General features: G+C 57.2%; 19 protein-coding genes. 17 read left to right on the top strand and 2 right to left on the bottom strand.

Going from position 1 to position 21,937, the window contains the following annotated elements:
- Positions 1 to 389: 389 nt before the first annotated feature.
- The 3 genes from U9R25_04690 to U9R25_04680 all read left to right on the top strand — a co-directional run bounded on the left by U9R25_04690 (position 390) and on the right by U9R25_04680 (position 3,225).
- The gene (locus U9R25_04690) at positions 390 to 1,400 is read left to right on the top strand and encodes a GNAT family N-acetyltransferase (GenBank protein MEA3335184.1); all 1,011 of its coding nucleotides are present in this window, start codon (positions 390 to 392) and stop codon (positions 1,398 to 1,400) included.
- Positions 1,401 to 1,566: 166 nt separating this feature from the next.
- Positions 1,567 to 2,802 (top strand): aminopeptidase, encoded by a 1,236-nt coding sequence (locus U9R25_04685; GenBank protein MEA3335183.1) that lies wholly within the window; start codon positions 1,567 to 1,569, stop codon positions 2,800 to 2,802.
- Positions 2,803 to 2,841: 39 nt separating this feature from the next.
- Positions 2,842 to 3,225: a hypothetical protein gene (locus tag U9R25_04680; GenBank protein MEA3335182.1), complete on the top strand. Its 384-nt coding sequence runs from the start codon at positions 2,842 to 2,844 to the stop codon at positions 3,223 to 3,225.
- Between the two features lie 33 nt (positions 3,226 to 3,258).
- On the opposite strand, the gene U9R25_04675 is transcribed toward U9R25_04680, so the two are convergent.
- Both U9R25_04675 and U9R25_04670 read right to left on the bottom strand, forming a co-directional pair.
- Positions 3,259 to 3,765 (bottom strand): hypothetical protein, encoded by a 507-nt coding sequence (locus tag U9R25_04675; GenBank protein ID MEA3335181.1) that lies wholly within the window; start codon positions 3,763 to 3,765, stop codon positions 3,259 to 3,261.
- A 146-nt stretch (positions 3,766 to 3,911) separates the two neighbouring features.
- Positions 3,912 to 4,856: a hypothetical protein gene (locus U9R25_04670; GenBank protein ID MEA3335180.1), complete on the bottom strand. Its 945-nt coding sequence runs from the start codon at positions 4,854 to 4,856 to the stop codon at positions 3,912 to 3,914.
- Between the two features lie 265 nt (positions 4,857 to 5,121).
- On the opposite strand from U9R25_04670, the gene U9R25_04665 reads away from it, so the two are divergent.
- The 14 genes from U9R25_04665 (at position 5,122) to U9R25_04600 (ending at position 21,806) form a co-directional block, all read left to right on the top strand.
- Positions 5,122 to 5,748, top strand: coding sequence for a DUF308 domain-containing protein (locus U9R25_04665; protein MEA3335179.1), 627 nt, complete (start codon positions 5,122 to 5,124; stop codon positions 5,746 to 5,748).
- A gap of 223 nt (positions 5,749 to 5,971) precedes the next feature.
- Positions 5,972 to 8,716, top strand: coding sequence for a LuxR C-terminal-related transcriptional regulator (locus U9R25_04660; GenBank protein MEA3335178.1), 2,745 nt, complete (start codon positions 5,972 to 5,974; stop codon positions 8,714 to 8,716).
- Between the two features lie 242 nt (positions 8,717 to 8,958).
- On the top strand, positions 8,959 to 9,219 hold the full coding sequence (locus tag U9R25_04655) for a hypothetical protein (GenBank protein ID MEA3335177.1): 261 nt from the start codon (positions 8,959 to 8,961) through the stop codon (positions 9,217 to 9,219).
- A 23-nt stretch (positions 9,220 to 9,242) separates the two neighbouring features.
- Positions 9,243 to 9,953, top strand: a complete 711-nt coding sequence (locus tag U9R25_04650) for a hypothetical protein (protein MEA3335176.1) — start codon at positions 9,243 to 9,245, stop codon at positions 9,951 to 9,953.
- A gap of 125 nt (positions 9,954 to 10,078) precedes the next feature.
- Positions 10,079 to 10,732, top strand: a complete 654-nt coding sequence (locus tag U9R25_04645) for a MarC family protein (protein MEA3335175.1) — start codon at positions 10,079 to 10,081, stop codon at positions 10,730 to 10,732.
- 117 nt (positions 10,733 to 10,849) lie between these two features.
- On the top strand, positions 10,850 to 11,404 hold the full coding sequence (locus tag U9R25_04640; protein ID MEA3335174.1) for a YqhA family protein: 555 nt from the start codon (positions 10,850 to 10,852) through the stop codon (positions 11,402 to 11,404).
- A 17-nt stretch (positions 11,405 to 11,421) separates the two neighbouring features.
- A complete protein-coding gene (locus tag U9R25_04635; protein ID MEA3335173.1) occupies positions 11,422 to 11,637 on the top strand; it encodes a MarC family protein in 216 nt (71 codons plus the stop codon).
- 234 nt (positions 11,638 to 11,871) lie between these two features.
- Entirely contained in the window at positions 11,872 to 12,804 is a 933-nt protein-coding gene (locus U9R25_04630; protein ID MEA3335172.1) for an HAD family hydrolase, read from the top strand.
- Positions 12,805 to 12,837: 33 nt separating this feature from the next.
- Positions 12,838 to 13,305 (top strand): DUF937 domain-containing protein, encoded by a 468-nt coding sequence (locus tag U9R25_04625; GenBank protein MEA3335171.1) that lies wholly within the window; start codon positions 12,838 to 12,840, stop codon positions 13,303 to 13,305.
- 100 nt (positions 13,306 to 13,405) lie between these two features.
- Positions 13,406 to 15,748: an arylsulfatase gene (locus U9R25_04620; GenBank protein MEA3335170.1), complete on the top strand. Its 2,343-nt coding sequence runs from the start codon at positions 13,406 to 13,408 to the stop codon at positions 15,746 to 15,748.
- A 311-nt stretch (positions 15,749 to 16,059) separates the two neighbouring features.
- Positions 16,060 to 16,752, top strand: coding sequence for a DUF1269 domain-containing protein (locus tag U9R25_04615; protein MEA3335169.1), 693 nt, complete (start codon positions 16,060 to 16,062; stop codon positions 16,750 to 16,752).
- Between the two features lie 226 nt (positions 16,753 to 16,978).
- Positions 16,979 to 19,693, top strand: a complete 2,715-nt coding sequence (locus U9R25_04610) for an alkaline phosphatase family protein (GenBank protein ID MEA3335168.1) — start codon at positions 16,979 to 16,981, stop codon at positions 19,691 to 19,693.
- A 143-nt stretch (positions 19,694 to 19,836) separates the two neighbouring features.
- Positions 19,837 to 20,451 carry a hypothetical protein gene (locus U9R25_04605; GenBank protein ID MEA3335167.1) on the top strand — a complete coding sequence of 205 codons (615 nt, stop codon included), beginning with the start codon at positions 19,837 to 19,839 and terminating at the stop codon, positions 20,449 to 20,451.
- Positions 20,452 to 20,762: 311 nt separating this feature from the next.
- Positions 20,763 to 21,806 carry a DUF4332 domain-containing protein gene (locus U9R25_04600; protein MEA3335166.1) on the top strand — a complete coding sequence of 348 codons (1,044 nt, stop codon included), beginning with the start codon at positions 20,763 to 20,765 and terminating at the stop codon, positions 21,804 to 21,806.
- Positions 21,807 to 21,937 lie beyond the last annotated feature (131 nt).

The raw sequence follows: 21,937 nt of genomic DNA, 5'->3' as shown, positions 1-21,937 counted from the left end.
AATATGGCAACGGATGCCTCAAAACGTGGTATTTGGTGGCTTCAACAACTCAGCTTGTGCGCATTTGCCGCCATCACGGGGCGATAAATCACCCCGCTACGTAACAGCGCCCGATGAATCGGGCTTTTTTAGCCACGAATCGTCGCTAAACCGCAGTTAGCCGGGTGAACCCAGCGCCGTTTTGTAGCCGAGGGATTCATCCCCCGGTGGCGGTGCCCAATGGATCGCTTCATATTTGGAATTGCTGGAAAAACAGATCGTCACTTGCCAAAACAGTGCAGGTATGCCATCATTACGCCACATAACGTTTAGGAGATTGGGGTTCGGCTATCCATCAACCGTGCCGCACCCAATCTGTGACTGACTTTTCCCCTTTGGATGGCGATTTCATGGGCGCACAGTTGGCCGTAGAAGGTCAGGTCCCCTTTCGAGGGCTTCGTCCCCTCAATCCGCGGCGAGACCTGGGCCAGGTAGCAGATCTGATCGAGGAGGCCTTTGGCGGTGAGCTGGAGCCTGGCGGGATTATCGCGCTGCGCGACTTGCGTGCCCTGGCCCGCGCCGGCCCGCTGATTGGCCTGATGGCCCGATCGGACCCCTACCTGGAAGATGTGTTGGGCGGTTTTGTCTGGATCGAGGAGAATCGGGTCGTTGGCAACGTGACGGTCCAACGCACGGACTCTTACGGCAAAAGATGGCAGATTGCCAACGTGGCCGTCATGGAGGCATACCGGGGACGGGGTATCGGCCGGATTTTAGTAGAAGCTGGCCTGGATCGCATTGCCCAGCGGCACGGAAAATGGGCTGTACTCCAGGTGCGAACCAACAATGCAATCGCACGGGGACTCTACGAAGACCTGGGATTCGAGCCGTTGACCGAGGAAGCGAACCTACAGCTGCCCCAGGTCCCACGGGGAATGCCGACGGTCGAGCTGGTGCCCGGCATGCGTCTTTACGATCATGAGGAATGGCAGAAACGTTATCAGCTGGAAACGGTGTCCCGAACCGGTGCGGCTCAGTGGTGGCGGCCAGTTCGTTCGAACCAGATGTTGCAGACCATCGAAGATCGGCTGGCCGAAAAGTTCTGGCAGGTTTTTGGCCGGAATCGGGTTCGACGTTGGGTAGTGGAAAGGGATAGTGGCCTGATTGCCTGGCTCTTGATCGATGCCCGGCGTTGGCAGGGTGTCCACAGCCTGGCGTTCACCGTGCATCCATCCAGTCGTGGAGAGCTTGAGGGGAAACTGGTGGACTTCGCTATGGCCTTTCTGGCCGACTATCCCCGCTGGCCGGTCAGGGTGGAACATCAGGGTGAACACCTGGAGGCTATCGAGGCTCTGGAAAACGCCGGCTTTTCGTTGGTTCGCAACCATCTCTCGATGCGTCGAAGAATCACCAAAGTATGACCGCAGATCAATCCGAACGAGGATCAGCGATGATCTGCGCCGGAGGTCTGCGTAAATCAGCGGTGAAGAGAGAAAAAAAACATTACCGCTGATACCGCAGATTGACGCAGATGGACGCAGATCAATCCAAGAAAGATCAGAGAAGAAGCGTAAGGATGGTAATGAGATGAGTCCCTCCAGAATCGCACAGATTGCCGACGTTTTGGTCAACTACTCCACCCGCATTCAACCCGGAGAACAGGTGGCAATCGTCGGGCCTGTGAGTGCATCACCTCTCTTGATCGAGTTGTATCGATATGCGCTGTGGGCTGGCGCCTTCCCCCAACTTGTGAGTCGATTCCCTGAGGCCACGGAAATTCTGTTGCGCGAGGGCAACGACGATCAATTGCAGTTTATATCTCCAATTATCGAGTACGTTGCTACTGAAGCTGACTGCATGATCGCTGTGATGTCTGAGGATAACACCAAGGCGCTGACAAGTGTTGACCCGACAAGGCAGGTTCTGCGGGCCCAGTCCATGCGTCCGGTGAGTAAACGACAATTAGAGCGGATGGGGGATACCAAAGACCCCTTCCGCTGGTGTGGCACGCTTTTTCCCACCAATGCCCACGCCCAGGACGCAGAGATGTCGTTGAGCGAATACAGCGATTTTGTGTTCGATGCCTGTTTGCCCGGCTTTGACCAACTGCCGCAGGATGCCAGGGCCTTTGCTGCCCCGGGAGCCGACCGCGACGATCCTGTGACCTACTGGCAAACCTTTTCACGCTGGCAAGGCCAGATGGCGTCCTATCTGACGCAGCGGCAGGATCTTCATGTTGTCGGACCTAACATCGATCTTCGACTGGCCATTGGAGGACGGGTCTGGTTGAACGCCGACGGTCATGCCAACTTCCCCGATGGTGAGGTGTTCACCGGTCCGGTGGAGGACTCGGTGGAAGGCTGGGTGGCGTTCACCTATCCTGCGGTGTATCGGGGCAATGAGGTGCAAGACGTTCGCCTGCGGTTTGAAAAGGGACGGGTGGTCGAGGCCTCGGCCACCCGTGGTGAGGATTTCCTGATCAAAATACTGGATACAGACGAGGGAGCGCGGCGGCTGGGAGAGTTCGCCATCGGCACCAATCCCGGCATTACTCGTTTCACCAGAAACACCCTGTTCGACGAAAAGATCAAGGGGACCTGCCACATGGCGGTGGGCGCCTCCATACCGGGGACCGGCGGCGAGAACCAGTCTGCCATCCACTGGGACATGGTCTGCGACCTGCGAAAAGATAGCAGTATCTTTGCAGATGGCGAGCTGTTGTACGCAGATGGTGAGTTTGTGGTCGATTTTGCCCAACGCGGCGTGGTGGCGACTTCCGGTGTGGGCGAACGCTCCATGGGACGGCTGTTCGGAGGAGAATAGGTGGTTTTTGCTATCGACGACTGAGCAGGAGAAAAGACGATGACGACAAGCGATGAGAGAATACGGATTTTGAAGATGGTTGAGGAAGGCAAAGTGTCCGCTGAAGATGGGGCGCGGCTGCTGGAAGCACTGAGCGCCGGCGAGAAGCAACGCACCAAACAGGTGACAACAACACGATCGGCGTCGCCCCGCTGGTTCCGGGTGCGCGTCACCGATCTGCGCACCGGCAAGGAAAAGGTAAACGTCAACATTCCTATGGGACTGGTCAATGTGGGGATGAAGATGGGTGCCCGATTTGCCCCTGAAATGGAGGGAATCGATCTGACAGAGATCTCAGAACTGATCAACTCCGGCGCGACCGGCAAGTTGATTGAAGTGGAGGATCAAGAGGATGGGGAGCGGGTCGAAATCTATGTGGAATGAACTGCCTGTCAGCCTGGAGCGGCCCTTTTTTGCTCAGCCAATGATTTTCAATGAGACGAACTTGTCATCGGCCAGGACCAGTCCCAGGCTGTATTTTTCATCCGGCTCGGCGATGGGCAAAATAAAAGTGCCGTCGTCAGTTATCCTGGTCGAAGTAATGAATCCCTCGCGGCCAAACAAACGTACCGTACCATGATGCCAGCATGTGCATTCTTTTTCCAGGCTCGTCAGTTGTCCTATAACCTGCCCGTCCTGGTATCCCAGGGATACATGCAGATGATGAAGCGTATGGAGAATTTCACAGGAAACCTCTCGCACCAGTTCTGCTCCCTGGCAGGCAACGACTTCTGCCAATGGTGCGGTGCCGTTGCCAAGAACCGATTGGGTGGAGTCGACGATCGACTGGTAGTGGGCAACAGTATTCCGGCAGGACTCGCATCCCTCCATGTGCTTTAACATGTCTGGGTCCCGGTTGCCCAGCGCGTACGCGATCAGCTGATCCTCTGAAAAATGGGCAGCGTTCGGATGACTTTCTGTCATGAGCGTTAAATCCTCCATCTGGTTGTACGAAAAAGCGCCCACATTGGGTCATGAACTGGCCAGTCGACTCTTTTTCCGGGGAGGAGGTAGCACCTTTCGAGAGTTTGGTTCTGGCTTGATAGCGATGCAGGGGGTGTGCAACAGGATCAGAGGTCCATATTGAGAAGCTGGAGAAGCGACGGCCGGTTATGAAGCGCCCGGACGACCTGAACTTTGGCCGCCATGAGATCGTTTTCATCCCGGAACAATGTCGGGAATCGCTCCACCGTTCTGCAGTCAGGTTCCCGCAGGATAAAAACCTGCTCAAAGGTGGTCGAAAGGCGTTCATCTTCCTTGAGCACGCACACCTGGATAAAGCGCTCCAGTAAAAAGGGCGCTTTCCGCAATCGGCGTGCCAGCCGCGTTCGAATGGTTTCCACCTCTCCCGGGCTGAAGTCGTCGGGATAGTCCTGGTACAGTTTGCGCGGGGGCAACTCATCCAGGTAATAGCCCTGGAAGACCAACCACTCCTTGTTATCGATGATGACATCCCCTTGCAGCTCGCGGAGCAGGTGATCCATGGCTTCCTGGCTGGACATCAACCTATCCAGTGGTTCGGCATCGTCGGGCATCAAACGTAACAGATCGAGTGGGCTGTCGCCATCTTCGGGGGTGTACACGTCCATGATCTGGGGCAACCGTCGGCGCGCCACATCCATGGCGAAGTTGTTGATCAGGCGACGGAGGAAGGCCATCAGGTGGCGCATGCTGTCAAACTGGAAGTTTTTGGCGGCTTCGGAGCGCATGAAGCGTAGCCATACCTCTTGAACCATTTCCCCCTCGGTGTAGGTGGCGCGAATGGCAGGTCCATGGCGACCGTGCATCCAGCTGCGTACCCATTTCAGGACATAGTGTTTGCCAAAGAACTCCTCGGTGCTGTAGAAGGTGTAGATAAAGGCCCAGGCTCGTTCGTCGCCATCCTGCACCGCACGTCGAAACAGTTCAAGGCAGTAACTATCGTCCCCAAACTCCTTGGTTCGAAGGTAATTAACCGTCTGTTGCCGGCAGGTGTCAATCAGCTCGGCCAGACACATCCTGCGAAGTTTATTCATGGGTCGCCAGAACAACGAAACGGGGAAAATCAACAGTCGTCATTATAACGCACTTTTGCAGCATCGTCTACCGTTTTGAACAGGTTAACACCAATTTGGCGGAATCTCCATAACGTTGTATTATTGGTGAGGGCAGGCTGACTACCTTGCCTTAGTCCCGTGTGAAGGAAGGTTGGTGTTGTCTTCTCAACTCAGGTTTCCATCGGTCAGAATCAGGTATCGATCAAGTTCGTCAATCAGAGCAATTTTGAAGGAGCAAAAGTTCATGACAAGTTCAACGGAAATCACCCCGGAACAATACGCTTTCTGGGGAGAGGTGAAACTGCCGCCATGGTGGCTGGTGTTGATCGAAGGCATCCTGCTGGTGATCATCGGTATCTGGCTGTTCACCCAGCCGATCTCGACCATGACGGCGCTGGTGTTTGTTTTGGGGATCTACTGGCTCATCAGCGGGGTGTTCAACCTGGTAAGGCTGATCTGGGATCGCTCCATGTGGGCCTGGAAGATCTTTGCAGGTGTTCTGGGCATCATCGCGGGCCTGATCGTGATCCAGCATCCATGGGGCAGCACAGTGGTGGTCAGCAATGTGGTAGTGTTCTTGCTGGCGATGATCGGGATCTTTATGGGGATTTCGAGTCTGATCCATGCCTTTATGGGTGGGGGTTGGGGTGCCGGCATCCTGGGCGTGATCAGCATCGTGCTGGGCGCGTTCCTGCTGTTTGGTGATTTCGTGGGAGTGGGGTTCCTGGCCTTTTTCCTGGGTTTCTTCGCCCTGCTGGGTGGCATTGGCGCGATCATCGGATCCTTCCGGATACGCCACGCGGAGCACCAGATCGAGGATGCCGTGGAAGCGTATGAGGATCGGGCTGCTGTTGCTGCCGGCGATCAATAAGGTCGAAAAGCGTTCCCGCCTGCCTTTAAATATATAGTGGGACAGCCCTTTCAGGCCCCAGAGAAATTCGAGTTTGCTCTCTCTGGGGCCTGTGGGTTTCCAGGAGAAGACCCCAATGACAGACAACACCTCACGATTCTGCGTTGACCCTGTAAATCCTGGGTCTCTTTTGCTGGAAACTGAATTTCGTCAACTACACGGGGCATGATATAGTCCTGTCGGCATGACAGCAAGACAATTCGATTCGCCTTTTCTACTCCGAACCAAGCTGAATCCCCCCCGTGTGCGGGAGGGATTCATCGTACGCTCGCGCTTGCAGGACCGCCTGGAGCGCGGCGTCGACCGGCGGCTGACCCTGGTGTCGGCGCCGGCAGGCTACGGAAAGTCTTCCCTGGTGCAACACTGGCTGACGATGGCTGATCGGAGATTCGCGTGGCTGTCATTGGACGAACACGACGCCAGCCTGGCGAACTTCATCGGGTACCTGGCGGCGGCCGTGCAGACGGTTTACCCGGAAGCAGTCTCAACAACCCGATCGCTGTTGCAGGGTCCATCATTGCCGGAGGCGAGACGCCTGGCCGACATCTTTCTGGGGGATCTGGAGGAGCTTCCTGGTTCGCTGACCCTGGTGCTGGATGACTACCATGTGGTGCAGAGTGAGGATGTGCAGGCCTTTATGACACGTCTGGTGCAGCAGTTGCCCGAGCAGGTGCATCTGGTACTGGTATCCCGTTCCGATCCCGTGCTTGCACTGAGCAAGCTTCGGGGACGGGGGCAACTCACCGAGATCCGCGGTTTGGATTTGCGCTTCACGTATGGAGAGGCCCGGGAGTTTTTTGAGCGGAATATCGGCGGGCCTCTGGCGGACGAGATTGTAACCCTGGTGGTAGAGCGGACCGAAGGATGGCCTGTCGGCCTGCAATTGGCAGCCGTTTCATTGCGTGAGAACGAGGACCGGGAGGATTTTGCCCGGCGCTTTTCCGAGAGTGGCCATCGTCTGGTGACTGACTACTTGCTGACTGAGGTGCTGGAGGATCTGTCGGAAGCGCAACGGTCGTTGATGTTTCGCACCGCGATCCTGAATCGTTTTTGTCCGTCACTGTGCGAGGTGGTTGACGAAGATTCAGCAGGACGGGCAGATGGCGAAGCATTCATCAAAAAGCTCTGGGGCTCCAATCTCTTTTTGGTCTCTTTGGACAATGAGGGGAACTGGTATCGCTATCACCACCTTTTTCGTGACCTGATGCGACACCGTCTGCGGCAGACCTGCTCGAAGGCTGAGATCGCCGCCTGCCATCTGCGGGCCAGCGAATGGTTTGAAAAAGAGGGTTTGTTGGACGAGGCGATCATTCATGCCGTGGAAGCTGGGGATGCTCAGCGAGCGGCCCAACTGGTCGAAGCACACATCAACGATGCGCTGAACCAGGAGGACTGGCGTCATCTTCAACGTTGGCTGGAGTTCTTACCGGAGCCGTTGTTGCAACGACCCATGTTGCTGGTAGCACAGGCTAGCTTGCAGCAGTTTCAATACAAGGTTGCTGCCATGATCCCGCTCCTTGAGGCTGCGGAACGTGGTCTCGATGATGGCACGACCAACTACACGCCGGACCAGGAGGTCTTTGTTCGGGGTTCGATCGCTGCCCACCGTGCCATGAGCTTTGTGCAGGGGAGTCCTGAGCGCAACGTGGCCATGGCCAGCCAGGCGCTGGAGGACCTACCCGCTGATGCCTTATACCTGCGAGGTTTGGCGGAGTTCTGGACCATCTATGGCCTGCAGCGGGTGGGTCAGACGCAGGCGGCGGTGGCCTTCGCGCAGGCGGCGTTGCAACGACAGTTCGGCCGGCCAGATGCACGGACGTTCAGGCTGCTTCTGGGGCTTGGGGCTGTCCATTATTCGGAAACCAACTTGTCCGCACTGGAGGCTGTGGCGACCACCTATTGGCAGGTGGCGCAGGAAAGTGAGCAACTGGTGAGTCTGGGCTGGTCCGATTTTCTGTTAGGCTGGGCTCACTACCAGCGCAACGAGTTGGACTCCGCGGCGTGCTGCTTTAATCGCGTCATTGGTATCCGTTACGGGGCCCATGGTCGAGCAGTCATCGACTGCTACACTGGATTGGCGTTGACCCTACAGGCCCAGAGGCAAGATTCCGCTGCCCTGGCGGTTGCCCGGGACCTGCGGGGCTTTCTGTTGGACCGTGGTATGGTTGGGTTCCTGGCGATTGCCGATGCGCTGATGCTGCGATTGGCGATTGGCCAGGGAAATCAGAGGATCATGCCGCGGGCATTTGCCGATCCCGTCACCCAGATGGCACTGGATCTCTGGCTGCTGCCAGCGCTCACTGAGATACAGGCTTCCCTGGCGGATCCTGTGCGGGGCCAACTGGATGCTGCGCAAGAGACGTTGCGCATCTGTCGTGGGTTGGCGGAAGATTGGCACTCAACCCGCCGCTTGCTCGAGATCGGTGCGATGGAGACTCTACTGCATGCTGCCCGCGGTGAAAAAGGGGCAGCCTTGATCACGCTGCGGGAGACGGTGTCGTTGGGAGAGGCCGGTGGTGCCCTGCGGGTCTTCGTGGATGCCGGGCGGGGCTTGCGTTCCTATTTGCGACAGTTACTCGACGAAGGTTTCGCCCGCGACTATGTACGGCAGATTCTGCACACTTTCGATACACCTACTTTGGAAGCCCCGAAACCTGCCCTTGCCCCGGTCCTGGATGTTGAATCCCAGGGGCACGCCCGCGCGCTGGATGGCCTGCTGACCAACCGGGAGGTCGATGTGCTCCTGTTGGTCGAACAACGGTTGACCAATAAGGAGATCGCCGCCCGCCTCGCTATATCGCCTGATACGGTCAAGAAACACACGATCAGTGTTCACAGGAAGCTGGGGGTGAAGAATCGGCGTCAGGCTGTCGCAAGGGCGAGGGCTCTGGGCATTTTGCCCGAGAACAGCTGGACTGAGTTCTCCTGACCTGGGGTTGAACCGGTGGCGCATTCCTGTTGCGCCCTTCCCGGTACCCTTTTTTGCTCCATTTTTTCCCCTTTACATTTTCCCGATCCCTTGCTATTATGGTAGTGGAGGGTTGATCTGCTGCGTTTGATAGCATCAGCGCGATAGATCAGCGTGTCCATCATACGTGGGTACACGTCCCACTATTCTCATCGGCCTTTCCAAAAGGGAAGGCAATTGACTTCCCGGTAGAACGAACTGAAATGCAAAGCTTCCGTAGCTGTGGTCTCTCACTGAACACGCGAGCTGTCTATTGTATCAACCTGCAGGGCATGCTGGATCCCAGCTGGGCCGATGAATTGGGTGGCATGCAGATTCATCACACGGACCAAGAGGATCAACCGCCGGTAACCACCCTCACCGGTGAGTTGCCCGACCAGGCGGCGCTGGCCGGGGTCTTGAATCTGGTGTACACCCTCGGGATGCCGCTGATCTCGGTGGTCTGTCTCCAACCGGTTGACTGACAAGGCAGAACAGGAGGAAGCCGATGTCGAACATGACGCAGGAAGCATTGGAGAAGGGCAAGGGACTGGCGCCCTGGCGCACCAGCCTTCCCTGGTGGGTAGTCCTTCTCGAGGGCATCGTCCTGGGTGGTATCGGTCTGCTGGTATTGCTCGATCCTGGCAAGGCAAACATACGGCTGGCGCTGATCCTGACGGCGGCCCTGGTTGTGGCGGGCCTGCTGCAACTGTGGGATGTGCTGCGCAGCAGGGCGCCAGAATCAATCGACAGCGCCGCGGGTGCCCGGGCCGGGATTGCGATTTTTGCTGGTGTAGTGGTCTTCATTCTCTACTTCGTGACCGACGATATAGGCCAAAAGCTTCTGACCATTCCCGTCGGCTTGATAATCTTTGGTTCGGCCAGCCTGATCTACGGCTTGTTGGGGATCGTGATGATCTTTGGCACGAGGGGTGCCCAACGACGCACGGCCATCGTCGAAACCCTGTTTTTCACCGCCATCGGTGCGCTGATGTTGTACACCCAGTTCGCCGGCCCGGAGGCTGTGACCACGGCGGCGACCATCGGTGGCTGGCTGGCGTTGGGCACCGGTGTTTTGCTGATTGGTCTGGCCATCTGGCGTCAGCAGAAGGGTGAGCAAGCAGATGAGGTGATCGATTCGGTGGTAGGCGTGGTCGACAGGCCGGACGAGGATAGCAAACCTCGGGCTGATGCGACCCAGGTCGAAAAGCCGCAGTGAGCGGTTCCCAGTGCGGAGGCTGCCAGCGACATGGTGGACACGGTTGCTCAGGGATCGGAACCACCGATTAATCAGCAAAGCGGTTTTTCAGGGTACATTGCCCTGGTAAGGAGAGGATACCCAAGATGACACTAGCTGAAATTGATTTTTATCGCATCTTTGAAGTGTTCATGTTGTTGCTGATCGGCATCGGCCCGAAGATCGCTTTGGTGCCCTTTATCGATATCACGGCAGGCCTGGATACAGACACGAAAAAAGCGATGGCCAACAAATCGGTGCGCACGGCCATTGGCTGGTCCCTTGGCCTGGTAGCCCTCGGCTGGTTCCTTATGAAGTTGCTGCACTTCACGACGGGATCGGTCCTTATTGCCGGTGGTATCGTGTTGCTGCTCATGTCCCTGCATATGTTGCTCAGTGGGGCCAAAGCGGAAGATCCCGAAGATCTTGAAGCTCACGAAGGCGATCCGATGGATCTGGCCTATTACCCGCTGGCGGTACCCTATATACTCAACCCTGTTGGTATTGCGGTGCTGGTGATCGCTTCAAGCGGGATAAGCACGATCCTGGATGCGGTGATCCTGATCGTACTGGTGCTGTCGGTGGGCTTGATCGACCTGGTGCTGTTCAGGAACATCGATTCGGTGGCCAAGTTCATGGATCCGGCCAAGTTGGCGGTCACGGAAGCGGTCTTCGGCGTGCTGTTGGCGGCCCTGGCCATCCAGATGATGGTGGTGGGCATGGTGGAACTGGAGATAATCACAGCGGCAGTTGGCCATTGAGAGAGCAGATCACGCAGACCTTCGGCGCAGATTTCCGCTGACTTCTCCGATTCGATCTGCGAAAGTCAGCGGGTTTTTCCAAACGTGCAGGGATGGCGAATTTAAGGAAGGAACGAGATGCGCAGGGTATTCAATTGGTCACGATTCCTAATTTTCCTGGCTGTGGTTGCGTTGCTTCTGGCAACCCTGGCGGTTTTTATCTTTGGCTTGATCAGCACGGTGCTCATTGTCATCGAGGCATTCCGGCATGGACAGTTCAATGCAGAGGGGGCGCGCCGTCTCTCCGTTGAACTGATCGAAATGATCGATCTCTTCTTGCTCGGCACGATCCTCTTCATCACGGCCATCGGCCTGCAAGAACTATTTGTTGACCCGGGCTTGAAAGATGTCATCCCGGAATGGATGTCTGTCAACAGCCTCGAACAGCTGAAATTCAACCTCCTGGCGGTTATTGTGGTCATGCTGGCCGTGCTCTTCCTGGGCGTCGCCGCCAGCTTTGAATTGACCGAGGGCGTGAGCATCCTCGACTACGGCGCGGCTGTTGCCCTGGTAATCACTGCCGCGGGTATCGCCATATATCTGTTCGCCAAAGTGGACCATATGCGCGAGGAGCATGAAGATGCGGTTGAGGAACCTGAAGAACACCGCTTGCCGGCGGGAAGTGAGGAGTAGACTTACAGATCGCCCTGATGCCATTTGTAGAATTAACGGCCGATCTCGACAAGGCGACTCAGGTAGCCGTGGCCAACAAGTCGGTGCGCACGGCTATCGTCTGGGGCTTGGTCCTGGTCTTGCTGGGCTGGTTTCTCATGGCTTTGCTGCACTTTTCGACGGGTTCGGTTCTTGTCGCCGGCGGCATCGTGCTGCTGCTGTTGTCGCTGCATATGATTAGTCAGCAGCGGTAAAGAAGAGTATCGTGTTGAAGAGCATGGCGGACGGAAGCGGTCTTTGGTGTCTTGCTGGCTGCCCTGGCCGTGGAAATGATGGTTCATGGCCTGGTTGAGTTGGGCGTTGTCGCGGCCACTTTGACGGATGGCAGGGCTTGCAGGTTTGCAATCGTTAGAAACCAGGTTGTTAGCTGCGGGTGAGACGAGTAAATGTTTAGATAAAAATCCCGGTTTCTGGAATAGGAGATACTCGTGAAGATTGAATTAGCATCCTGGAACGACGGGCCTGCGAAGCAGGCCATTATCGATTTTGTGGCCGCGGTAACGGCCGAGAATGGCGAGCATTATGTGGCGCCTGATGACCGGTTGGCCTGTTTTGACAATGACGGCACCTTGTGGTCGGAACGGCCAGCTTATTTCCAATTATTATTCGCCATCGACCGTGTCAGGGACATGGCTCCTGACCATCCCGAGTGGGCCACCACGCAACCTTTTCAGGCGGTTTTAGAAGAGGATCTGGAGATGCTGGCCGAGTTGGGTGAATCAGCGATGGTCGATATCGTCGCTGCCACACATGTAGGCATGACCACGGAAGAGTTTGCCGCGATAGTGGATGTCTGGACCACATCAGCGCGCCATCCGGTGACCGGCCAGCTGTTTACAGACATGGTATTTCAGCCGATGCTGGAGCTGCTGCGCTATCTGCGCCACCATGGCTTTACAACCTATATCGTATCCGGCGGCGGCATCGAATTCATGCGCCCGTGGTCGGAACGCGTATACGGCATCCCGCCGCAGCAGGTGATCGGCACCAGTATTGAAACAGTTTACGAGATGCGCGAGGATGGGCCGGTGCTGGTGCGCCTGGCGGAGATCAATCACATCGACGACGAGGCCGGCAAGCCGGTGGGCATCAACCGCTATATCGGCCGGCGGCCGGTTTTGGCTTTCGGCAATTCCGACGGCGACCACGAGATGCTGCAGTGGACGGCATCGGGAGATGGCCTCCGTTTCTGCGGCCTGGTGCACCACACCGACGCCGAGCGCGAATACGCCTACGATCGCGGCGCGCACATCGGCGGCCTGGATGTAGCGTGGGTTGAGGCGCTTGAGAAAGGGTGGACTGTTGTCGATATGAAAGAGGATTGGCAGCGCGTTTATGCGCATGATCAAATTGAGAATTGATAGATCATTAGTTGGCAAAAGGAGAGTTTCACAATGGGCATAATGGGAAAAATGATGAAGAAAACGGCCACCGGTTTTGTTGTCTCATCGGCAACGGCCCTGGCGGTAAGTTCGATTTCCAATGTGTTGGGTCTGTCCGATTCGAAAGTGGGCAGCATCCTAGCTGTTGGGGTTCCAATGATGGCTTTTATCGCCGCGGATGATCCCCAGATCACCGATCTACTCTTCAAGGATTCGAAGAAGAAGAAGAGCAAGAAAGAGAAGAGCAGAAAGGAATCAGAAGATGATTTCTTCAATATCTTTGGCGACAAAGGCCACAAGATGAACAAGGAGATCGCCAAGGAGACGGGCGCGACGGAAGAGGAGGTCAACGGCGTCATGAGCCTTTTCATGCCTACTTTTGTCGGGGCTATTGCCGAAGAAGATCCGGAAGATTCGAAGGCACTCGGCAGAATGTTCAAGGAGGACTCGGAAGAGACGAAGAGAGAGAGTCCCAGCTAAAGCCAAGATGGCGATGAAGACGGTTTTCTAATCCTTAACCGGTCCTGGAGACCCTGAGAGAAAAAAACTTGGTATTGTAAACAAGACAAGGAGTAATAACATGGCAAAGGAATATAAGGGCGTCATCAACCTGGATGCCCGCGACTCTGTTCCCGACTGGGGGCCCTATCTGCAGCCGGTCGCGCCCGAAGGCGCGCCGAATGTATTGATGATCATCTGGGACGACGTGGGCTTCGGCGCAATGGACCTCTATGGCGGGCCGATCGAGACTCCCAATATGAAGCGCATCGCCGATATGGGCATTCGTTATTCGAATTTCCATACCACGGCCCTCTGCTCACCCACGCGTTCGAGCCTGCTGACCGGTCGCAACGCCACCAGCAACGGTATGGCCAGCATCACGGAAACGGCCGACGGCTTCCCCGGCGCATCCGGTCGTATCCCGTTTGAGAACGGCTTCATTTCCGAGGTGCTCGGTGAGCGCGGTTGGAACACCTACGCCGTCGGCAAGTGGCATCTGACCCCGGCCGATGAGGTCGATATGTCCTCGTGGAGGCATCGCTGGCCGCTGGGCCGCGGTTTCGAGCGTTATTACGGTTTCCTGGGCGGCGAGACGCACCAGTACTGGCCCGACTTGATCAGCGACAACCATCCCGTTGAAGCGCCCTATGGACCCGAGGACGGCTACCATATCTCCAAGGATCTGGCCGATAAATCGATTGAGTTCATTATGGATGCCAAGGCGGTCAACCCGGATAAACCGTGGTACATGTACTACTGCCCCGGCGCCGGGCATGCGCCGCATCACGTGTGGAAAGAATGGGCGGACAAGTACAAAGGCAAGTTCGACGAGGGCTACGAGGCGATTCGCGAAGACATCCTGGCCAAGCAGAAGGAATTGGGTTTACTGGCTGATGATGTGCAGCTTTCGGAAATCAACCCGCATGGCGAGCCTGATGTAACCAGCCCGACAGGCGTACCCTGGCCGAGTCTGGACTACGTGAAGCCCTGGGATTCGCTGGACGACGACGAAAAGCGTCTCTTTGCGCGTATGGCCGAGGTCTACGCCGGTTTCATTTCCTATACGGACTTCGAGATGGGCCGTCTGATCGACTACCTGGAAGAATCCGGGCAACTCGAGAACACGATCATCTTTGTGACCTCCGACAACGGCGCCAGCGCCGAAGGCGGACCTAATGGCTCCTTCAATGAGAACAAGTTCTTCAACAACGTAGAAGACACGGTTGAGGCCAACCTGGCCAAGATCGACGAACTCGGCGGCCCTAGCTCATACAATCATTACAATACCGGCTGGGCCTGGGCCTTTGACACGCCGTTCCCTTACTGGAAACGGTATGCGGGCTACGAAGGCGGCGTCTGCGATATGATGCTTATGTCCTGGCCGGCGCAGATCGAGGCCGGCGGCGTGCGCCACCAATATCTACATGCTATCGACGTTGTGCCCACGATTTACGACATGCTGGGCGTCGAGCCGCCGGACTACGTAAAAGGGCACTTGCAGAGCCCGATCGAGGGCAATAGTTTCGCTGACACTTTCAGCGATGCCGATGCGCCGGAACGACAGACGCAGTTCTACTCTATGTTGGGCATGCGCTCGATTTACCACGAGGGTTGGCTGGCTACGGCGCTGCACCCGGCGCTCTCTGGTTGGGGCCACTTCGAGAAGGATGAATGGGAGCTTTACCACCTGAGCGAGGATCGCTCGCAGTCGACCAACGTGGCCGCTGAGAACCCTGAAAAATTACAGGAATTGATCGGACTGTGGTTCTACAATGCCGGCCTGTATAACGGTTTCCCGGTGGACGATCGCACGGCCACTGAGCAGCTCAACCGCGAACGGCCGGAATCAGGCAAACCGCGCGAGCATTATGTCTACTATCCCGGGACGGCCGAAGTGCCGGAATCGGTGGCGGTAGTTGTCAAGGGGCGCAACTACACGATTGCCGCGCAGATGCTGATTGAGTCCGAGGATGCCGAAGGCGTTTTGTTCGCCCACGGCGGCGTCGGTGGCGGCCATACCCTGTACATCAAGGATGGCGAGCTTGTCTACCTCTACAACTGGCTGGGTGAGAAGCTGCAATATACGAGATTCGCGGGTGTCACGCCGGGACATCACGTCTATACAGCCGAGTTCACCAAGACCGGTATGGATGACGTGACCAAGAGCGCCATCGGCACGCTGAAGCTGTACATGGACGACAAGGTTGTCGGCGAGTCGGAAATCTGGACCCAGCCGGGATCGTTCGCCCTGGCCGGCGACGGCCTGAACATCGGGAAGGACGGCGGATCGCCGACCTCACCGGAATATCTGCCGCCCTTCGAGTTCGAAGGGGGCGAGATTGTCAAGGTGGTGGTCGACGTCAGCGGCGAACCCTACGTGGATCATGAGATGCAGGTCCGGGCCTGGATGGCGCTTGACTGAGTAGGACAAGATTGTATCTTGTCCGGGAAAGATGCCGGGCAAGATGCAATCTTGCCGTACAGAGCAGCAGGCGTCGTAGTGCAAAAGAGGTAGGATAAGATTGCATTTTGTCCAGGTAAGATGCCAGGCAAGATGCAATCTTGCCGTACAGGGCGGAAAAATTGTTCACTGAAGCGATTTAGGGTAAAATACGATTCGCTTTCCCACGATAACGGCTGCCCATAGCCTGCCTGGTTCAACATCGACCAGGCAGACGCCAAAACAGGCATGTCACGTTCAAACCACCTATGTGATTGAAAGGAACAGATACCATGAGTAAACAAAAAGAAGCAGGCAGCGAGATCTATGAGATTCTGGCCTTCACCTTTATAGGCCAGAAGACCGCCGGCGAAGCCCTCAAGGAGATCAAGTCCTCCGGCGAATTGGCCGGCTATGAGATCCTGGCGGAGGCTGTTGTCGAACAGGATAAAAAGGGAAAAACCCACATCCATGAGCCAGGCAGCGGCGGCGTTGGCGCTGCTGTTGGTGGTATTACCGGCGGTCTGCTGGCCTTGATCGGCGGACCGGCCGGCTTGCTGGTCTGGGCCCTGGGCGGCGCAGCTCTGGGCGGTATCGCCGGCCATTACCTCGGCCGGTCTATTCCCAAAAAAGACCTGGAGGAGCTGGGCGAGAATCTGACGCCCGACAGTTCAGCTTTGCTGATGCTGCTTGAGGACACCTACAGTGAGGGTGTGATCAATAGCATGGCTGGCTACACCGCCAATGTGGTGACCATGACGGTGAGCGATGAACTCTCTGGCGAGATCGCGCAATACAGGGCCGGTGAGTTGACTGACCCTGAAGGGGACGTGATCGCTGGTGAGCGTGTCGTGGGCATCGACGCTGCAGGCGAAGTTGTTTCTGACGGTTATCTCGCTGTGGCTGTCCCTGAGGATGCCGCTGCGGTTGATGATGAGACCGGTGACGAGGCCGACGACGGCGAGGCTACGGACAAACAGTCGTAGTTTTCCAGTACCGGTGAAATTTCGACGCTGCCCACTCTGTTGACATTTCGGGGTGGGCAGCATTGCAGGTGACATCTTGCGCGTTCGTTTGTCGGGACGGAGTAACCTGTAGCTACAGACGTCCTGTTAATGAGTATGTTCGCGCAATATGGGTTTTTGGGGATGACCTCCATGTTACCCCGCCAGCTGACCCGAGAGGGTCTTGGGTTTTCAGGAACAGCAGAGAATGAGTAACACTATCGAACGATTCGCCATCTGGACAGTGCGCCTGGTCGTCACGACTCTTGTGACTTCGGCGGCACTCATGATCACCGCCTGGATCCTTCCAGCCATGGCGTTTGTCGCGACCCCGCTGGGGCCGCGCTGGCTGCATGCGGTAGCTGCGGCCATCCTGATCGGCCTGATCAACCTGCTGCTGCGGCCGGTGGTGTTATATATTTCCCGGCCTCTGGGCTTTTTCCTGCTCTTTGCGGTCGGTTTTCTGCTGAACGTCGTTGCCCTGGCCCTGGCTGCCTGGTTATTACCCGGGTTTGAGTTGGGCGGCATTTTCAACATGGTTGTGGCCAGCATTATTATCGCTGCTATCAACACTGTCCTTTCCACTTTACTCAATCTGGGGGATGAGGACTCCTACTATCGCCGGCGCACGGAAGAGAGGGCGGCGGCAACGCCCTTTCCGACGGCGGATGAGCCGGGGCGCAAACTGATGATGTTGGAGATCGACGGACTTAGCTATCATCATATCAAAAAGGCCCTTGCCGAAGGCAGATTGCCCACTTTGTCGGCCATGATGGAAGAAGATGGCTATGAGCTCTCCAAGGTGGATTGCGGCCTTCCCTCGCAGACCTCGGCTTGCCAGGCCGGCATCATGTTCGGTGACAACAGCGACATTCCAGCCTTCCGCTGGTACGACAAGACCCAGGGCAAGCTGATAGTGTCGAGCAGCGATGCCGAGGAACTGAACGACCGCTACGCCCATGGCAACGGCCTGATGCGCGGCGGCACCAGTGTATCTAACATGCTGAACGGCGACGCCTACAAATCGCTGATGACGGTGGCCGATCTGAGGCCACCGGACGGCGAGGAAGCGAAACGACGGGCAGACGATGTTTCCCTCTTGATGCTCGACCCGTCCTTCCTGTTGAGTACCATCGCCCGCTACCTGGGAATGGTAGGGGTGGAATTGTGGGAGGGGTGGCAGCAGCGCCGGCACGACGTCTATCCACGCTTGAACAGGCTGGCCCACTTCTATCCCTTTGTGCGGCCGGCCACATCGGTGTTTGTGCGAGATCTGGGTGCCAGCTTTGCGGTCTTCGATATCATGAGAGGCTCGCCGTCGATCTACCTGACCTGGCCCGGCTACGATGAGGTGGCTCACCACTCGGGGCCGTGGACGACCGACGCCTTCAACGACCTGGCCCGCTTCGACAAGACAATCCAGCGCATACGACATACCATCAAGGAAAAGGCGCCGGGATACTACGACCTGATCATCCTGTCGGATCACGGGCAGTCTTTTGGGCCGACCTTTCTGCAGCGCTACGGGATATCGATCAAGGATTTCATCGAAAAGCAGTTGCCGGAGGGCACGACGGTGGCGGCGGCCTTTGGTGGGGACACAGGCATGATGTCGCTGAACTCCACCGGTGCAGAGTTGGCCAACGCGCGGCAGGCGGGCGAAGAAAGCCGGACCGTCAAAGGGCTGGCCACGCAGGGAGAACGGCTTACCGACCGGGCTACGGCGGAACAGCAGGCGCGGCTGGCGGCCGCGACCAAGCCTGCCGATGTGACAGCGTATGGCAGCGGCAACCTGGCCCAGGTCTACTTTGACCTCTTCCCGCGCAAGATCACGCTGGCGGAACTGAATGCCGCCTATCCCGGCATGGTGGATGCGCTGATCGAACATGAGGGCATAGGGTTGGTGTGCGGATACACGGACGACGGCACGCCGATCGCCATTGGCGATGATGGCATGCGCAACCTGCACACCGGCGAGGTGGAAGGGATTGACCCCCTGCTGATGTACGCGCCATCTGAAGGATATGGGGCGTCTACCGTTGAAACGAGGGCCTGGCAGGTACGACGGGTGATGGACTTCCCCCATGCAGGGGACCTGATGCTCATCAGCACGGTATACCCGGATGGCACGGTGGCCGCGCTGGAAGAGTTGATCGGCAGCCACGGTGGGCTGGGCGGTGAACAAACGGATGCGTTCATCTTCCATCCTGCGGACATGGAGGTGACGGAGACGCGCAACTCGATCGACGTGTTCCATATTCTGAACAAACACCGTGGCGCGCCGGTGCCTGCACCGAAACCGGTTGAGGTTGAGGGAGAGGTTGCTACCGAGGACTGGAAGCCGAAAAACCTGGCCAAAGGGCTGGGCATGGTGGGGACGTGGCTGCACCACGTTTTCCGCTGCCTGATCCCCGACCGGGATGCCTTCGAAGGGGTTGTCAAGGATCCGCTGATGACGGGCCCAGCATTGTTGGTGGGCATACTGGGCACGACCTTGCTGGCGTTGGTCATGCGGGGTATCAATGTGGGGGACCTGGTAGTGGTGCCGGCGCGAATAGTGGGTCTGTTGTTTTCGATGGTGGCCCTGTATGGTACGGGGTACCTGTTGACGCGCAAGGGCTCATTTGCCAGGACCACGCGAGCGGTGGGATTCGCCCAAAGCCCGGCGTTGCTGCTGGTGTTTGCCCTGTACCAGCCTCTGGCCCACATCGTCATCCTGGTGGTGACCGTCTTGATCTTAATTGGCGTCTGGATTGGTACGGCGATCGCCCATGAGACCAAAGGCTGGAAGACAGCCATATTGCCCGTTCTCTACCTCCTGTTGTCGACTGTCGCCGTCGGGGCAGCCATCGTGATTTGGGGCGGCGCAACAGTGACGTTAATCAGCGTGCTGGGAACTTTGGGTATCGTTGTGCCGCAATAAGCAACTGGAGTTACGCAGATCGCATACTGAGTGCGACCGGGTCAAATGCCGCCCTTCGACAAGCTCAGGATGTCATTTGACCCGAATATTCCCAAGTGCATAACTCCAGTAAGTAACTCGTTGAATATATTTAGGAGAGAACCATGAGCAAGGAAGAGACGCAAGAAACGGTGGCGGAAGACAGCATTGCTGAAGTGATCGCAGATCTGGAACTGGAAATCGCCGAGTCGAAAAGGGAAACGGAACCGGCCAGCGAACCTGAAATGATCGTTGTCAGGTTCACCGACGAAAAGGATGCCGAGGATGCCATCCATATCGTCAACAAAGCACTGCGCAAACGCAACGAAACCATCTACCAGGGGGCCCTGGTCACCCGCGGGGAGGACAACGAACTTCACGTCCGCGATCTGCGGGACATGGGACTCTTCGATATCATCACCGGCACCGTAGGCCTTACTTTTGATCTGGGGCGCGGCGGCCTCCATCTAATGCTGTCTGCGGCCATGGCGAGTCTGGGCTTTTTTGTGGGTGGGTGGCGGTTATTACGCAATACAGCGAGCCGCTCGGCGACACTGGTTGGGTCGACATGGACTATTCCCAAACGCCGGCAGTTGGAGTCCTTTGAGGCCGGCGACGCGTTGGAAAGCTCCGATGCGGGGCTCGAGCCTGGCACATCGGCCGTGGTCATTGTCGCCGATCACGAGACGGCCAGTGAGCTGGCTACCGATCTGGTTCGTAGCGGGGGCGAGATTTCCTGAAGGGTGTATCATCTGGCGTAGGGGCGACCCATTCCCGGTGAGTGGGTACTCGGCGGGAATCGATGTGAAGGCAGGGGGTGTGTTGGTGGAAGGGAATGAAGTCAGGAATGGGTCGCCCCTACGTGGGAATGTGTTGGAAAAACCTGGTTCTGACTCGTCCAGATCAGGGTTTTTCACAGAAAACGAGTCTGGCCACTGCTTAAAATTGGAGAAACCTGCCGGACGTGTTATGATAGCGATCTCGTGCATCGCCCCAAGTGGTGCCCGAGGAAAACCGAATTGCATGCCATAGTTCAAAAAAGGAGACTAAAATGGCTAACGACAACGACAAACTGGTGATTGGGTACTACACAAACCACGCTGCAGCCGAAGAAGCGGCACATGAACTGAAGGACTGGGACAAGCATAACGACAATGTCAAGCTGGGTGCTGTTGCCATCATGGCGATCGATCCCAAGTCGGGTGAGCTTGAGGCCAAGGAAGTGGGCCAGCGTAAAACCAAGGGTGGCGCACTGTGGGGCACGGTAATTGGTGGTGCACTCGGTCTGTTGACCGGCGGCATCGGCCTCATACCAGGTCTCATCCTGGGTGCGGGCGGCGGTGCAGCGATTGGCGCACTGTTCCACAAGGATGTGGGCATGAGCGACGCGGACCAGGCGAAGCTGGTGGAGTATCTTCGTCAGGGTGGCGCGGCATTGGCCATCATGGCCGACGACTTCGAGGTCGAACCGACCAAGGCGGAAATGGTGCGCATCGGCGGCACCGTTGAGGCCTATGATGTACCGGAAGAAACAGCGAGCGTGCTGGTCGACTCGGCGGATGCGATGAAAGACGCTGCTGCGGCGGCTGATGAGGCGATCGACAATGTGGCGGACGACGTCACCGAGGGTGCGAGCAAGGCTGTTGCGGCGCTGCCCGATTTGGCGCCGGAAAGTGCGGCTGCGGTGAGCGCATTGGTGGCAGTCAGTGGTTTGAGCGCTGCCGATGCTGCCAAGCTGCATGCCGATGAGGTTGACGTTCCCTCTGAGTTGCTGAAGCGAGGCGCTACCCCGAAGGGCCGGCTGGAGCTGGAAGAGGCAACAGGGATCGACCATGATGTGATCCTGACGGCGGTCAAGAAGCTGGACCTGATGCGGATCAAGGGTGTTGGCTATAAGCATGCCGCCTTGCTGCTGGCCTCCGGCGTCCACACGGTGCCTGATCTGGCAACACGCAACCCTGAAAACCTGCACGCCAGGATGGTGGCGGTCAACGCGGTAGAGAACATCGTCACGCCACTGCCTTCAGCGGAAACGGTGGCAGGCTGGGTTGACCAGGCCAAAGAGCTGCCGAGAATGATCTATTACCAGGACTGACCGTGTCAGTCAGATCGTCGAGTGAGAGGAATCGCCAGTAGCGAGGCTCTGACTCAGTATGACGTATGAAACAGGAGGTTGGAAGGCCGCGCCGGCGCGGGCCGGGAAACAACGTGAATACGGGGTGGGGG

It is taken from the genome of Chloroflexota bacterium (assembly GCA_034717495.1).
Taxonomy (GTDB): domain Bacteria; phylum Chloroflexota; class Anaerolineae; order JAAEKA01; family JAAEKA01; genus JAYELL01.
This window is presented reverse-complemented; position numbering and strand designations above follow the sequence as displayed.

Excerpts from the sequence above, each read along its gene's own strand:
- U9R25_04690 (MEA3335184.1), top strand. The coding sequence starts at position 390 with ATGGGCGCACAGTTGGCCGTAGAAGGTCAGGTCCCCTTTCGAGGGCTT.
- U9R25_04685 (MEA3335183.1), top strand. The coding sequence starts at position 1,567 with ATGAGTCCCTCCAGAATCGCACAGATTGCCGACGTTTTGGTCAACTAC.
- U9R25_04680 (MEA3335182.1), top strand. The coding sequence starts at position 2,842 with ATGACGACAAGCGATGAGAGAATACGGATTTTGAAGATGGTTGAGGAA.
- U9R25_04675 (MEA3335181.1), bottom strand. The coding sequence starts at position 3,765 with ATGACAGAAAGTCATCCGAACGCTGCCCATTTTTCAGAGGATCAGCTG.
- U9R25_04670 (MEA3335180.1), bottom strand. The coding sequence starts at position 4,856 with ATGAATAAACTTCGCAGGATGTGTCTGGCCGAGCTGATTGACACCTGC.
- U9R25_04665 (MEA3335179.1), top strand. The coding sequence starts at position 5,122 with ATGACAAGTTCAACGGAAATCACCCCGGAACAATACGCTTTCTGGGGA.
- U9R25_04660 (MEA3335178.1), top strand. The coding sequence starts at position 5,972 with ATGACAGCAAGACAATTCGATTCGCCTTTTCTACTCCGAACCAAGCTG.
- U9R25_04655 (MEA3335177.1), top strand. The coding sequence starts at position 8,959 with ATGCAAAGCTTCCGTAGCTGTGGTCTCTCACTGAACACGCGAGCTGTC.
- U9R25_04650 (MEA3335176.1), top strand. The coding sequence starts at position 9,243 with ATGTCGAACATGACGCAGGAAGCATTGGAGAAGGGCAAGGGACTGGCG.
- U9R25_04645 (MEA3335175.1), top strand. The coding sequence starts at position 10,079 with ATGACACTAGCTGAAATTGATTTTTATCGCATCTTTGAAGTGTTCATG.
- U9R25_04640 (MEA3335174.1), top strand. The coding sequence starts at position 10,850 with ATGCGCAGGGTATTCAATTGGTCACGATTCCTAATTTTCCTGGCTGTG.
- U9R25_04635 (MEA3335173.1), top strand. The coding sequence starts at position 11,422 with ATGCCATTTGTAGAATTAACGGCCGATCTCGACAAGGCGACTCAGGTA.
- U9R25_04625 (MEA3335171.1), top strand. The coding sequence starts at position 12,838 with ATGGGCATAATGGGAAAAATGATGAAGAAAACGGCCACCGGTTTTGTT.
- U9R25_04620 (MEA3335170.1), top strand. The coding sequence starts at position 13,406 with ATGGCAAAGGAATATAAGGGCGTCATCAACCTGGATGCCCGCGACTCT.
- U9R25_04615 (MEA3335169.1), top strand. The coding sequence starts at position 16,060 with ATGAGTAAACAAAAAGAAGCAGGCAGCGAGATCTATGAGATTCTGGCC.
- U9R25_04610 (MEA3335168.1), top strand. The coding sequence starts at position 16,979 with ATGAGTAACACTATCGAACGATTCGCCATCTGGACAGTGCGCCTGGTC.
- U9R25_04605 (MEA3335167.1), top strand. The coding sequence starts at position 19,837 with ATGAGCAAGGAAGAGACGCAAGAAACGGTGGCGGAAGACAGCATTGCT.
- U9R25_04600 (MEA3335166.1), top strand. The coding sequence starts at position 20,763 with ATGGCTAACGACAACGACAAACTGGTGATTGGGTACTACACAAACCAC.